Origin of the sequence: Escherichia sp. TC-EC600-tetX4, assembly GCF_019356055.1 — a bacterium.
Lineage (GTDB): Bacteria > Pseudomonadota > Gammaproteobacteria > Enterobacterales > Enterobacteriaceae.
Window position 1 is genome coordinate 3,203,522 of record NZ_CP079924.1, and the last position, 13,224, is coordinate 3,216,745.

At 52.3% G+C, this 13,224-nt stretch carries 13 protein-coding genes; 12 read left to right on the forward strand and 1 reads right to left on the reverse strand.

Annotation, left to right across the window (positions count from 1 at the left end):
* Positions 1-61: 61 nt before the first annotated feature.
* The gene (locus tag KXD89_RS15585) at positions 62-544 is read right to left on the reverse strand and encodes a zinc ribbon-containing protein (protein ID WP_001044880.1); all 483 of its coding nucleotides are present in this window, start codon (positions 542-544) and stop codon (positions 62-64) included.
* A 234-nt stretch (positions 545-778) separates the two neighbouring features.
* Here KXD89_RS15585 and leuS point away from each other — a divergent pair, with 234 nt between their 5' ends.
* From leuS to ybeD, 12 genes are all read left to right on the forward strand, one after another.
* Positions 779-3,361: a leucine--tRNA ligase gene (leuS, locus tag KXD89_RS15590; protein ID WP_001340834.1), complete on the forward strand. Its 2,583-nt coding sequence runs from the start codon at positions 779-781 to the stop codon at positions 3,359-3,361.
* A 14-nt stretch (positions 3,362-3,375) separates the two neighbouring features.
* Positions 3,376-3,957: an LPS assembly lipoprotein LptE gene (gene lptE / locus KXD89_RS15595; RefSeq protein WP_001269673.1), complete on the forward strand. Its 582-nt coding sequence runs from the start codon at positions 3,376-3,378 to the stop codon at positions 3,955-3,957.
* The gene (gene holA / locus KXD89_RS15600; RefSeq protein WP_000620535.1) at positions 3,957-4,988 is read left to right on the forward strand and encodes a DNA polymerase III subunit delta; all 1,032 of its coding nucleotides are present in this window, start codon (positions 3,957-3,959) and stop codon (positions 4,986-4,988) included. Before lptE ends, holA begins: the two co-directional genes overlap by 1 nt.
* 1 nt (position 4,989) lies before the next feature.
* A complete protein-coding gene (gene nadD, locus KXD89_RS15605; RefSeq protein WP_000838889.1) occupies positions 4,990-5,631 on the forward strand; it encodes a nicotinate-nucleotide adenylyltransferase in 642 nt (213 codons plus the stop codon).
* 23 nt (positions 5,632-5,654) lie between these two features.
* Positions 5,655-6,266 (forward strand): adenosylcobalamin/alpha-ribazole phosphatase, encoded by a 612-nt coding sequence (locus KXD89_RS15610; RefSeq protein ID WP_001241872.1) that lies wholly within the window; start codon positions 5,655-5,657, stop codon positions 6,264-6,266.
* A gap of 259 nt (positions 6,267-6,525) precedes the next feature.
* Positions 6,526-6,843, forward strand: coding sequence for a ribosome silencing factor (rsfS, locus tag KXD89_RS15615; RefSeq protein ID WP_001161664.1), 318 nt, complete (start codon positions 6,526-6,528; stop codon positions 6,841-6,843).
* Between the two features lie 3 nt (positions 6,844-6,846).
* Positions 6,847-7,314 carry a 23S rRNA (pseudouridine(1915)-N(3))-methyltransferase RlmH gene (gene rlmH / locus KXD89_RS15620; protein WP_000776104.1) on the forward strand — a complete coding sequence of 156 codons (468 nt, stop codon included), beginning with the start codon at positions 6,847-6,849 and terminating at the stop codon, positions 7,312-7,314.
* A 30-nt stretch (positions 7,315-7,344) separates the two neighbouring features.
* Positions 7,345-9,246, forward strand: coding sequence for a peptidoglycan DD-transpeptidase MrdA (gene mrdA / locus KXD89_RS15625; RefSeq protein WP_000776191.1), 1,902 nt, complete (start codon positions 7,345-7,347; stop codon positions 9,244-9,246).
* Between the two features lie 2 nt (positions 9,247-9,248).
* Entirely contained in the window at positions 9,249-10,361 is a 1,113-nt protein-coding gene (gene mrdB, locus KXD89_RS15630; protein WP_000131719.1) for a peptidoglycan glycosyltransferase MrdB, read from the forward strand.
* Between the two features lie 10 nt (positions 10,362-10,371).
* Positions 10,372-11,460 (forward strand): endolytic peptidoglycan transglycosylase RlpA, encoded by a 1,089-nt coding sequence (gene rlpA, locus KXD89_RS15635; protein WP_001231430.1) that lies wholly within the window; start codon positions 10,372-10,374, stop codon positions 11,458-11,460.
* Positions 11,461-11,598: 138 nt separating this feature from the next.
* Positions 11,599-12,810, forward strand: coding sequence for a D-alanyl-D-alanine carboxypeptidase DacA (gene dacA, locus KXD89_RS15640; RefSeq protein ID WP_001092082.1), 1,212 nt, complete (start codon positions 11,599-11,601; stop codon positions 12,808-12,810).
* 109 nt (positions 12,811-12,919) lie between these two features.
* On the forward strand, positions 12,920-13,183 hold the full coding sequence (ybeD, locus tag KXD89_RS15645; protein ID WP_000850550.1) for a DUF493 family protein YbeD: 264 nt from the start codon (positions 12,920-12,922) through the stop codon (positions 13,181-13,183).
* The last annotated feature ends 41 nt before the right edge of the window (positions 13,184-13,224 follow it).

Here is a 13,224-nt window from a genome sequence, read left to right on the forward strand (position 1 = left end):
ACAAGGGCCGGGGAATTTCATTCGGCCCATATTCTCTTTATTGCTGTGCGAAATCAGACTATTACGGCTCAAACGGGCGTCTCTGGAACTGGTCATGACCACATTTCGGGCATAGCGTCAGCACTTCCGGTGTGTAGATCGGGAGATGGAAGTGACATTTCTCGCAGACCAGATTTCCCAGCCCGACCACTTCTCCGCTGTGATAAACCCCATGATGATTGAGGTCCTGGAAAACTTCGCGCCATTCAAGCTGCGTTTTATCGGTGATGTCTGCCAGCTCCTGCCACAAGCTTTCTTTAATCACCCGCATAAAGACGCTGTCAGATTCTTCTTTCAGGCTCTCTTCATAGCTCATGGCGAACTCTTCCAGGTCACGTCTGACAGCTCGCGTCAGCTCATCGACCTCGGTTCGCGTTAACTCCCCTGTTTTTATTACGCGCTCGCGCGCCTGTTCCACCAGTGCGTCGATATCACGTTCGCCATTGCGCAGGCGTTCGCTCAGTGACGCAACCAGTTCACGGTAATATTGAGCAACCTTGTTCATCGTTTCATCTCCCGGGTCGTTAACTGACTATAATAATAGACGTTCTTTGTTCCTTGCTTTGCTAATACGCCCACAAACTCTGTAAATTAATGTATGAATAATCCGGGCATCATTTCAACGTCGAGTGCGCGAAAGGCTGTTTTGACGCGGACGTTTGGGCTATGCTATGCGGATCTGAAAAACCACCTCAACGCTACATTTGTAGCCGTATTGAAAACAGGACCACTGGCTGCCATGCAAGAGCAATACCGCCCGGAAGAGATAGAATCCAAAGTACAGCTTCATTGGGATGAGAAGCGCACATTTGAAGTAACCGAAGACGAGAGCAAAGAGAAGTATTACTGCCTGTCTATGCTTCCCTATCCTTCTGGTCGACTACACATGGGCCACGTACGTAACTACACCATCGGTGACGTGATCGCCCGCTACCAGCGTATGCTGGGCAAAAACGTCCTGCAGCCGATCGGCTGGGACGCGTTTGGTCTGCCTGCGGAAGGCGCGGCGGTGAAAAACAACACCGCTCCGGCACCGTGGACGTACGACAACATCGCGTATATGAAAAACCAGCTCAAAATGCTGGGCTTTGGTTATGACTGGAGCCGCGAGCTGGCAACCTGTACGCCGGAATACTACCGTTGGGAACAGAAATTCTTCACCGAGCTGTATAAAAAAGGCCTGGTATATAAGAAGACTTCTGCGGTCAACTGGTGCCCGAACGACCAGACCGTACTGGCGAACGAACAAGTTATCGACGGCTGTTGCTGGCGCTGCGATACCAAAGTTGAACGTAAAGAGATCCCGCAGTGGTTTATCAAAATCACTGCTTACGCTGACGAGCTGCTCAACGATCTGGATAAACTGGATCACTGGCCAGACACCGTTAAAACCATGCAGCGTAACTGGATCGGTCGTTCCGAAGGCGTGGAGATCACCTTCAACGTTAACGACTATGACAACACGCTGACCGTTTACACTACCCGCCCGGACACCTTTATGGGTTGTACCTACCTGGCGGTAGCTGCGGGTCATCCGCTGGCGCAGAAAGCGGCGGAAAATAATCCTGAACTGGCGGCCTTTATTGACGAATGCCGTAACACCAAAGTTGCCGAAGCTGAAATGGCGACGATGGAGAAAAAAGGCGTCGATACTGGCTTTAAAGCGGTTCACCCATTAACGGGCGAAGAAATTCCCGTTTGGGCAGCAAACTTCGTATTGATGGAGTACGGCACGGGCGCAGTTATGGCGGTACCGGGGCACGACCAGCGCGACTACGAGTTTGCCTCTAAATACGGCCTGAACATCAAACCGGTTATCCTGGCAGCTGACGGCTCTGAGCCAGATCTTTCTCAGCAAGCCCTGACTGAAAAAGGCGTGCTGTTCAACTCTGGCGAGTTCAACGGTCTTGACCATGAAGCGGCCTTCAACGCCATCGCCGATAAACTGACTGCGATGGGCGTTGGCGAGCGTAAAGTGAACTACCGCCTGCGCGACTGGGGTGTTTCCCGTCAGCGTTACTGGGGCGCGCCGATTCCGATGGTGACGCTGGAAGACGGTACCGTAATGCCGACCCCGGACGACCAGCTGCCGGTGATCCTGCCGGAAGATGTGGTAATGGACGGCATTACCAGCCCGATTAAAGCAGATCCGGAGTGGGCGAAAACTACCGTTAACGGTATGCCAGCACTGCGTGAAACCGACACTTTCGACACCTTTATGGAGTCCTCCTGGTACTATGCGCGCTACACTTGCCCGCAGTACAAAGAAGGTATGCTGGATTCCGAAGCGGCTAACTACTGGCTGCCGGTGGATATCTACATTGGTGGTATTGAACACGCCATTATGCACCTGCTCTACTTCCGCTTCTTCCACAAACTGATGCGTGATGCAGGCATGGTGAACTCTGACGAACCAGCGAAACAGTTGCTGTGTCAGGGTATGGTGCTGGCAGATGCCTTCTACTATGTTGGCGAAAACGGCGAACGTAACTGGGTTTCCCCGGTTGATGCTATCGTTGAACGTGACGAGAAAGGCCGTATCGTGAAAGCGAAAGATGCGGCAGGCCATGAACTGGTTTATACCGGCATGAGCAAAATGTCCAAGTCGAAGAACAACGGTATCGACCCGCAGGTGATGGTTGAACGTTACGGCGCGGACACCGTTCGTCTGTTTATGATGTTTGCTTCTCCGGCTGATATGACTCTCGAATGGCAGGAATCCGGTGTGGAAGGGGCTAACCGCTTCCTGAAACGTGTCTGGAAACTGGTTTACGAGCACACAGCAAAAGGTGATGTTGCGGCACTGAACGTTGATGCGCTGACTGAAAATCAGAAAGCGCTGCGTCGCGATGTGCATAAAACGATCGCTAAAGTGACCGATGATATCGGCCGTCGTCAGACCTTCAACACCGCAATTGCGGCGATTATGGAGCTGATGAACAAACTGGCGAAAGCACCAACCGATGGCGAGCAGGATCGCGCTCTGATGCAGGAAGCACTGCTGGCCGTTGTCCGTATGCTTAACCCGTTCACCCCGCACATCTGCTTCACGCTGTGGCAGGAACTGAAAGGCGAAGGCGATATCGACAACGCGCCGTGGCCGGTTGCTGACGAAAAAGCGATGGTGGAAGACTCCACGCTGGTCGTGGTGCAGGTTAACGGTAAAGTCCGTGCCAAAATCACCGTTCCGGTGGACGCAACGGAAGAACAGGTTCGCGAACGTGCTGGCCAGGAACATCTGGTAGCAAAATATCTTGATGGCGTTACTGTACGTAAAGTGATTTACGTACCAGGTAAACTCCTCAATCTGGTCGTTGGCTAAGCGCGGGAGGAAGCGTGCGATATCTGGCAACATTGTTGTTATCTCTGGCGGTGTTAATCACCGCCGGGTGTGGCTGGCATCTGCGTGATACCACGCAGGTTCCTTCCACTATGAAGGTCATGATCCTGGACTCAGGCGATCCGAACGGGCCATTAAGCCGTGCGGTGCGTAACCAGTTACGTCTGAATGGTGTCGAGTTGCTTGATAAAGAAACCACGCGTAAGGACGTTCCATCCTTGCGTTTGGGTAAAGTGAGCATCGCGAAAGATACCGCATCGGTATTCCGTAACGGTCAAACAGCAGAGTATCAGATGATCATGACGGTTAATGCGACCGTGTTGATCCCCGGCCGTGATATCTACCCGATTAGCGCCAAAGTCTTCCGTTCGTTCTTCGATAACCCGCAAATGGCGTTAGCGAAAGATAACGAACAAGACATGATCGTAAAAGAGATGTACGACCGTGCTGCCGAACAGCTGATTCGTAAGCTGCCAAGCATCCGTGCTGCGGATATTCGTTCCGACGAAGAACAGACGTCGACCACAACGGATACTCCGGCAACGCCTGCACGCGTCTCCACCACGCTGGGTAACTGATGATTCGGTTGTACCCGGAACAACTCCGCGCGCAGCTCAATGAAGGGCTGCGCGCGGCGTATCTTTTACTTGGTAACGATCCTCTGTTATTGCAGGAAAGCCAGGACGCTGTTCGTCAGGTAGCTGCGGCACAAGGATTCGAAGAACACCACACTTTTTCCATTGATCCCAACACTGACTGGAATGCGATCTTTTCGTTATGCCAGGCTATGAGTCTGTTTGCCAGTCGACAAACGCTATTGCTGTTGTTACCAGAAAACGGACCGAATGCGGCGATCAATGAGCAACTTCTCACACTCACCGGACTTCTGCATGACGACCTGCTGTTGATCGTCCGCGGTAATAAATTAAGCAAAGCGCAAGAAAATGCCGCCTGGTTTACTGCGCTTGCGAATCGCAGCGTGCAGGTGACCTGTCAGACACCGGAGCAGGCTCAGCTTCCCCGCTGGGTTGCTGCGCGCGCAAAACAGCTCAACTTAGAACTGGATGACGCGGCAAATCAGGTGCTCTGCTACTGTTATGAAGGTAACCTGCTGGCGCTGGCTCAGGCACTGGAGCGTTTATCGCTGCTCTGGCCAGACGGCAAATTGACATTACCGCGCGTTGAACAGGCGGTGAATGATGCCGCGCATTTCACCCCTTTTCATTGGGTTGATGCTTTGTTGATGGGAAAAAGTAAGCGCGCATTGCATATTCTTCAGCAACTGCGTCTGGAAGGCAGCGAACCGGTTATTTTGTTGCGCACATTACAACGTGAACTGTTGTTACTGGTTAACCTGAAACGCCAGTCTGCCCATACGCCACTGCGTGCGTTGTTTGATAAGCATCGGGTATGGCAGAACCGCCGGGGCATGATGGGCGAGGCGTTAAATCGCTTAAGTCAGACGCAGTTACGTCAGGCCGTGCAACTCCTGACACGAACGGAACTCACCCTCAAACAAGATTACGGTCAGTCAGTGTGGGCAGAGCTGGAAGGGTTATCTCTTCTGTTGTGCCATAAACCCCTGGCGGACGTATTTATCGACGGTTGATATGAAATCTTTACAGGCTCTGTTTGGCGGCACCTTTGATCCGGTGCACTATGGTCATCTAAAACCCGTGGAAACGCTGGCGAATTTGATTGGTCTGACGCGGGTCACAATCATCCCTAATAATGTTCCTCCGCATCGTCCCCAGCCGGAAGCGAACAGCGTGCAGCGTAAACACATGCTTGAACTGGCGATTGCCGACAAGCCATTATTTACTCTTGATGAACGCGAGCTAAAGCGCAATGCCCCCTCTTACACTGCGCAAACACTGAAAGAGTGGCGGCAGGAACAAGGACCGGACGTGCCGCTGGCGTTTATTATTGGTCAGGATTCACTGCTGACCTTTCCGACCTGGTACGAATACGAAACGATACTCGACAATGCACATTTGATCGTCTGTCGGCGTCCAGGTTACCCACTTGAAATGGCGCAACCGCAATACCAGCAATGGCTGGAAGATCATTTGACACATAACCCGGAAGATCTTCACCTTCAGCCTGCCGGTAAAATTTATCTGGCTGAAACGCCGTGGTTTAACATCTCGGCGACCATCATCCGCGAACGTTTGCAAAACGGTGAATCATGTGAGGATTTATTGCCGGAACCGGTACTGACTTACATTAACCAACAAGGCTTGTATCGCTGATACCTGTCGTTACGGAGGGCATGATGCGACTGTGGTTAATTCGTCATGGTGAAACGCAAGCGAATATCGATGGTCTTTACAGCGGTCATGCGCCCACCCCCCTGACCGCGCGCGGTATTGAGCAAGCGCAAAATCTGCATACGCTGCTACATGGTGTTTCCTTTGATCTGGTTTTATGCAGTGAACTGGAACGGGCACAGCATACCGCGCGACTGGTTCTCAGTGACCGCCAGCTCCCCGTGCAAATCATACCTGAACTCAACGAAATGTTTTTTGGCGACTGGGAGATGCGACATCATCGCGACCTCATGCAAGAAGATGCCGAAAACTATAGCGCGTGGTGCAATGACTGGCAGCATGCAATCCCCACGAACGGTGAAGGATTTCAGGCATTTTCGCAACGTGTGGAACGCTTTATCGCAAGGCTTAGTGAATTTCAGCACTATCAGAATATTTTAGTCGTCAGCCATCAGGGTGTACTGAGTCTGTTAATCGCCCGTTTAATTGGCATGCCTGCCGAAGCTATGTGGCATTTTCGCGTTGACCAGGGGTGTTGGAGCGCCATTGATATCAACCAAAAATTCGCGACGCTACGCGTCCTCAATAGCCGTGCCATCGGGGTCGAGAATGCATGACTTTTCTGTTTTTTTACGGGTAAGCCGCAACGACCATTGACAGACCCGGGCAGGCTGATATTCTCCGCAGCCAGACTTTTTCCGCCAGACACGACTTTGTAGAAATTGTTTTACAAAAATGGCGATGCAATCTGCGGCGCGGGGTGGGATGATAGCCCACTTTCGAAAGCCGATTCGGCGACAATTGTCCCGAAATCGCCTCTGGTTCAGGTATACTGACAGACCATTTTTATCTATTTGATTCACCCAGGGGGAAAACTTGCAGGGTAAAGCACTCCAGGATTTTGTTATCGACAAAATTGATGACCTCAAAGGTCAGGACATCATCGCCTTAGACGTTCAGGGCAAATCCAGCATCACCGACTGCATGATCATCTGTACGGGTACGTCCAGCCGTCATGTTATGTCCATTGCTGACCACGTTGTGCAGGAGTCTCGCGCAGCGGGCCTGTTACCGCTCGGCGTAGAAGGTGAAAACAGCGCCGACTGGATTGTCGTGGATTTGGGCGATGTGATTGTCCATGTCATGCAGGAAGAGAGCCGTCGCCTGTATGAACTGGAAAAACTCTGGAGTTAATGCGTGAAGCTGCAACTTGTCGCCGTGGGAACGAAAATGCCGGACTGGGTACAAACCGGTTTTACCGAGTACCTGCGTCGTTTTCCGAAAGATATGCCCTTCGAGCTGATTGAAATTCCGGCCGGAAAACGCGGCAAGAATGCGGACATCAAGCGCATACTCGACAAAGAGGGTGAGCAGATGTTGGCGGCCGCAGGCAAAAACCGCATTGTCACCCTCGATATTCCAGGCAAGCCCTGGGATACGCCGCAGTTAGCCGCTGAGCTGGAACGCTGGAAGCTGGATGGTCGCGACGTCAGTCTACTGATTGGCGGGCCTGAAGGGTTGTCGCCTGCCTGTAAAGCGGCGGCTGAGCAGAGCTGGTCGCTGTCGGCGCTTACCCTCCCCCATCCGCTGGTTCGCGTGCTGGTCGCAGAGAGTCTGTACCGGGCGTGGAGCATCACCACCAACCATCCTTATCACCGTGAGTGATAAGGGAGCTTTGAGTAGAAAACGCAGCGGATGAAACTACAGAACTCTTTTCGCGACTATACGGCAGAGTCCGCGCTGTTTGTGCGCCGGGCGCTGGTCGCCTTTTTGGGGATTTTGCTGCTGACCGGCGTGCTTATCGCCAACCTGTATAATCTGCAAATTGTTCGCTTTACCGACTACCAGACCCGCTCTAATGAAAACCGCATTAAGCTGGTGCCTATCGCGCCCAGCCGCGGCATTATCTACGATCGTAACGGTATCCCTCTGGCCCTCAACCGCACTATCTACCAGATAGAAATGATGCCGGAGAAAGTCGATAACGTGCAGCAAACGCTGGACGCTTTGCGCAGCGTGGTAGATCTGACCGATGACGATATTGCTGCATTCCGAAAAGAGCGCGCACGTTCACACCGTTTCACCTCTATTCCGGTGAAAACTAACCTGACCGAAGTACAAGTAGCTCGCTTTGCCGTCAATCAGTACCGTTTTCCGGGTGTCGAAGTTAAAGGCTATAAACGTCGTTACTATCCTTACGGTTCGGCGTTGACCCACGTCATCGGCTATGTGTCGAAAATCAACGATAAAGACGTCGAACGCCTGAATAATGACGGCAAACTGGCCAACTATGCGGCAACGCATGATATCGGTAAGCTGGGCATTGAGCGTTACTATGAAGATGTGCTGCACGGTCAGACCGGTTATGAAGAGGTTGAAGTTAACAACCGTGGGCGTGTTATTCGCCAGTTAAAAGAAGTACCACCGCAAGCCGGACACGATATTTACCTGACGCTGGATCTCAAACTCCAGCAATATATTGAAACGCTGCTGGCGGGTAGCCGCGCAGCTGTGGTAGTCACCGATCCGCGTACAGGTGGGGTGCTGGCGCTGGTTTCCACGCCTAGTTATGACCCAAACTTGTTTGTTGACGGTATCTCCAGCAAAGATTATTCCGCCTTGTTGAACGATCCGAATACACCGCTGGTGAACCGCGCCACACAGGGGGTTTATCCTCCCGCGTCTACAGTTAAACCCTATGTGGCGGTTTCGGCATTGAGCGCCGGGGTGATCACGCGCAATACGACGCTGTTTGACCCAGGCTGGTGGCAACTGCCAGGTTCGGAAAAACGTTATCGTGACTGGAAAAAATGGGGCCACGGGCGTCTGAATGTCACAAGATCGCTGGAAGAATCTGCGGATACCTTCTTCTATCAGGTGGCCTACGATATGGGGATCGATCGCCTCTCCGAATGGATGGGTAAATTCGGTTATGGTCATTACACCGGTATCGACCTGGCGGAAGAACGTTCCGGCAACATGCCTACCCGCGAATGGAAACAGAAACGCTTTAAAAAACCGTGGTATCAGGGTGACACCATTCCGGTTGGTATCGGTCAGGGTTACTGGACAGCGACCCCAATCCAGATGAGTAAGGCACTGATGATCCTGATTAATGACGGTATCGTGAAGGTTCCTCATTTGCTGATGAGCACCGCCGAAGACGGCAAACAGGTGCCATGGGTACAGCCGCATGAACCGCCCGTCGGCGATATTCATTCCGGTTACTGGGAGCTGGCGAAAGACGGTATGTACGGTGTTGCTAACCGCCCTAACGGTACGGCGCATAAATACTTTGCTAGCGCACCGTACAAAATTGCGGCGAAATCCGGTACCGCTCAGGTCTTCGGTCTGAAAGCGAACGAAACCTATAATGCGCACAAAATTGCCGAGCGTTTACGTGACCACAAACTGATGACCGCCTTTGCGCCATACAACAATCCGCAAGTGGCTGTCGCCATGATTCTGGAGAACGGTGGTGCGGGTCCGGCGGTTGGTACACTGATGCGCCAGATCCTCGACCACATTATGCTGGGTGATAACAACACCGATCTGCCTGCGGAAAATCCAGCGGTTGCCGCAGCGGAGGACCATTAATCATGACGGATAATCCGAATAAAAAAACATTCTGGGATAAAGTCCATCTCGATCCCACAATGCTGCTGATCTTACTGGCATTGCTGGTTTACAGCGCCCTGGTTATCTGGAGCGCCAGCGGTCAGGATATTGGCATGATGGAGCGTAAAATCGGCCAAATCGCGATGGGTCTGGTCATCATGGTGGTGATGGCGCAAATTCCTCCACGCGTTTATGAAGGCTGGGCCCCCTATCTCTATATCATCTGTATTATTTTGCTGGTGGCGGTAGATGCTTTCGGTGCCATCTCTAAAGGTGCTCAACGCTGGCTGGACCTCGGTATTGTTCGTTTTCAGCCGTCGGAAATTGCCAAAATAGCCGTACCACTGATGGTTGCGCGCTTTATCAACCGCGACGTTTGCCCGCCATCGTTGAAGAACACTGGCATCGCGCTGGTGCTGATATTTATGCCCACGCTGCTGGTGGCTGCACAGCCTGACCTGGGAACATCAATCCTCGTTGCGCTTTCCGGTCTGTTTGTACTGTTCCTCTCTGGCCTTAGCTGGCGTCTGATTGGCGTCGCAGTAGTGCTGGTAGCGGCGTTCATTCCGATTCTGTGGTTCTTCCTGATGCATGATTACCAGCGCCAGCGCGTAATGATGCTCCTGGACCCGGAATCAGACCCACTCGGCGCGGGCTATCACATTATTCAGTCTAAAATTGCTATTGGCTCCGGCGGATTACGCGGCAAAGGCTGGCTGCACGGCACTCAGTCACAGCTTGAATTTCTCCCCGAACGCCATACTGACTTTATCTTCGCGGTACTGGCGGAAGAGCTGGGATTAGTGGGCATTCTGATTCTGCTCGCTCTCTACATTCTGCTGATCATGCGCGGGCTGTGGATAGCCGCCAGAGCGCAAACCACCTTTGGTCGCGTCATGGCTGGCGGCTTAATGCTGATATTATTCGTTTATGTCTTCGTAAATATTGGTATGGTAAGCGGTATTCTGCCGGTTGTAGGGGTTCCGCTCCCACTGGTCAGTTATGGAGGATCGGCGCTAATTGTGCTGATGGCTGGGTTCGGGATTGTAATGTCAATCCACACCCACAGGAAAATGTTGTCGAAAAGCGTGTAAGAGGTGCGCAATGCGTAAGCAGTGGCTCGGGATCTGCATCGCGGCAGGAATGCTCGCGGCATGTACAAGCGATGATGGTCAGCAACAGACGGTAAGTGTACCGCAGCCTGCGGTATGTAACGGCCCTATAGTTGAAATTAGCGGGGCGGACCCGCGTTTCGAACCACTGAACGCGACGGCAAATCAGGATTACCAGCGCGACGGTAAAAGCTACAAAATCGTGCAGGATCCGTCTCGATTTAGCCAGGCGGGACTGGCGGCAATCTATGATGCCGAACCCGGCAGTAACCTGACGGCCTCTGGCGAAGCATTCGATCCGACACAGCTGACGGCAGCCCATCCAACGCTTCCGATCCCCAGCTACGCCAGAATCACTAACCTGGCTAACGGGCGAATGATCGTGGTGCGCATTAATGATCGCGGCCCTTACGGCAACGACCGCGTTATTTCACTTTCTCGCGCGGCAGCTGACCGTCTTAACACGTCAAACAACACCAAAGTTCGTATCGATCCGATTATTGTTGCCCAGGATGGTTCGCTTTCTGGTCCTGGTATGGCTTGTACCACAGTCGCCAAACAGACTTACGCCCTGCCTGCACCTCCCGATTTAAGCGGTGGCGCGGGAACAAGTTCAGTGTCTGGCCCGCAGGGTGACATTCTTCCGGTCAGTAATTCGACGCTAAAAAGCGAAGATCCGACCGGCGCGCCGGTAACCAGTAGCGGTTTCCTCGGCGCACCAACGACCTTAGCGCCTGGTGTACTGGAAGGCAGCGAACCGACGCCTGCGCCACAGCCCGTTGTTACAGCTCCGTCGACAACGCCTGCAACCTCGCCTGCAATGGTGACACCGCAAGCCGTCTCGCAAAGCGCCAGCGGCAACTTTATGGTGCAAGTCGGGGCCGTAAGCGATCAGGCTCGTGCGCAACAGTACCAACAGCAACTGGGACAGAAGTTCGGCGTCCCCGGTCGCGTAACTCAAAATGGCGCGGTCTGGCGGATCCAGCTTGGCCCATTCGCCAGCAAAGCCGAAGCCAGTACCTTGCAGCAACGTTTGCAAACCGAAGCCCAATTACAGTCATTTATTACTACCGCGCAGTAGCGTAAAGCAGGCATCTGATGTGTCAATTTCTGTAAATGACGTTAACAAAGTCACGCGGAAAGTCAGATGCCTGCCGGTAGTGCATTTGCTATAGTAGGGCACTTTTTTAATTCCATCACGGATGTCGTAGTTCAGACCATGAATACCATTTTTTCCGCTCGTATCATGAAGCGCCTGGCGCTCACCACGGCTCTTTGCACAGCCTTTATCTCTGCTGCACATGCCGATGACCTGAATATCAAAACTATGATCCCGGGTGTACCGCAGATCGATGCGGAGTCCTACATCCTGATTGACTATAACTCCGGCAAAGTGCTCGCCGAACAGAACGCAGATGTCCGCCGCGATCCTGCCAGCCTGACCAAAATGATGACCAGTTACGTTATCGGCCAGGCAATGAAAGCCGGTAAATTTAAAGAAACTGATTTAGTCACTATCGGCAACGACGCATGGGCCACCGGTAACCCGGTGTTTAAAGGTTCTTCGCTGATGTTCCTCAAACCGGGCATGCAGGTTCCGGTTTCTCAGCTGATCCGCGGTATTAACCTGCAATCGGGTAACGATGCTTGTGTCGCCATGGCCGATTTTGCCGCTGGTAGCCAGGACGCTTTTGTTGGCTTGATGAACAGCTACGTTAACGCACTGGGCCTGAAAAATACCCACTTCCAGACGGTACATGGTCTGGATGCTGATGGTCAGTACAGCTCCGCGCGAGATATGGCGCTGATCGGCCAGGCATTGATCCGTGACGTACCGAATGAATACTCGATCTATAAAGAAAAAGAATTTACGTTTAACGGTATTCGCCAGCTGAACCGTAACGGCCTGTTATGGGATAACAGCCTGAATGTCGACGGCATCAAAACCGGACACACTGACAAAGCAGGTTACAACCTTGTTGCTTCTGCGACTGAAGGCCAGATGCGCTTGATTTCTGCGGTAATGGGCGGACGTACTTTTAAAGGCCGTGAAGCCGAAAGTAAAAAACTGCTAACCTGGGGCTTCCGTTTCTTTGAAACCGTTAACCCACTGAAAGTAGGTAAAGAGTTCGCCTCTGAACCGGTTTGGTTTGGTGATTCTGATCGCGCTTCGTTAGGGGTTGATAAAGACGTGTACCTGACCATTCCGCGTGGTCGCATGAAAGATCTGAAAGCCAGCTATGTGCTGAACAGCAGTGAATTGCATGCGCCGCTGCAAAAGAATCAGGTCGTCGGAACTATCAACTTCCAGCTTGATGGCAAAACGATCGAGCAACGCCCGCTGGTTGTGTTGCAAGAAATCCCGGAAGGTAACTTCTTCGGCAAAATCATTGATTACATTAAATTAATGTTCCATCACTGGTTTGGTTAAAAATTAAACACTTGAAAGTGTAATTTCCGTCCCCATATACTAAGCATCAGTAAAAAACTCCCGCCTTCTGGCGGGAGTTGCTATTTAATTACGTTACGCCGGAGCTGACATGAAAACCAAACTTAACGAACTGCTTGAATTCCCTACTCCTTTTACTTACAAAGTTATGGGGCAGGCGTTACCTGAGCTGGTTGATCAGGTGGTTGAAGTGGTACAGCGCCATGCGCCAGGTGACTACACCCCAACGGTAAAACCAAGCAGCAAAGGCAACTACCACTCGGTATCTATCACTATCAACGCCACTCATATCGAGCAGGTTGAAACACTGTATGAAGAACTGGGCAAAATCGATATTGTCCGCATGGTTCTGTAACTCGCTTCTCCGTTACCCGGCTCCTGGTCGGGTAACTCCCC

Excerpts from the sequence above, each read along its gene's own strand:
- dacA (WP_001092082.1), top strand. The coding sequence starts at position 11,599 with ATGAATACCATTTTTTCCGCTCGTATCATGAAGCGCCTGGCGCTCACC.
- mrdA (WP_000776191.1), top strand. The coding sequence starts at position 7,345 with ATGAAACTACAGAACTCTTTTCGCGACTATACGGCAGAGTCCGCGCTG.
- holA (WP_000620535.1), top strand. The coding sequence starts at position 3,957 with ATGATTCGGTTGTACCCGGAACAACTCCGCGCGCAGCTCAATGAAGGG.
- rlpA (WP_001231430.1), top strand. The coding sequence starts at position 10,372 with ATGCGTAAGCAGTGGCTCGGGATCTGCATCGCGGCAGGAATGCTCGCG.
- nadD (WP_000838889.1), top strand. The coding sequence starts at position 4,990 with ATGAAATCTTTACAGGCTCTGTTTGGCGGCACCTTTGATCCGGTGCAC.
- KXD89_RS15610 (WP_001241872.1), top strand. The coding sequence starts at position 5,655 with ATGCGACTGTGGTTAATTCGTCATGGTGAAACGCAAGCGAATATCGAT.
- leuS (WP_001340834.1), top strand. The coding sequence starts at position 779 with ATGCAAGAGCAATACCGCCCGGAAGAGATAGAATCCAAAGTACAGCTT.
- mrdB (WP_000131719.1), top strand. The coding sequence starts at position 9,249 with ATGACGGATAATCCGAATAAAAAAACATTCTGGGATAAAGTCCATCTC.
- ybeD (WP_000850550.1), top strand. The coding sequence starts at position 12,920 with ATGAAAACCAAACTTAACGAACTGCTTGAATTCCCTACTCCTTTTACT.
- KXD89_RS15585 (WP_001044880.1), bottom strand. The coding sequence starts at position 544 with ATGAACAAGGTTGCTCAATATTACCGTGAACTGGTTGCGTCACTGAGC.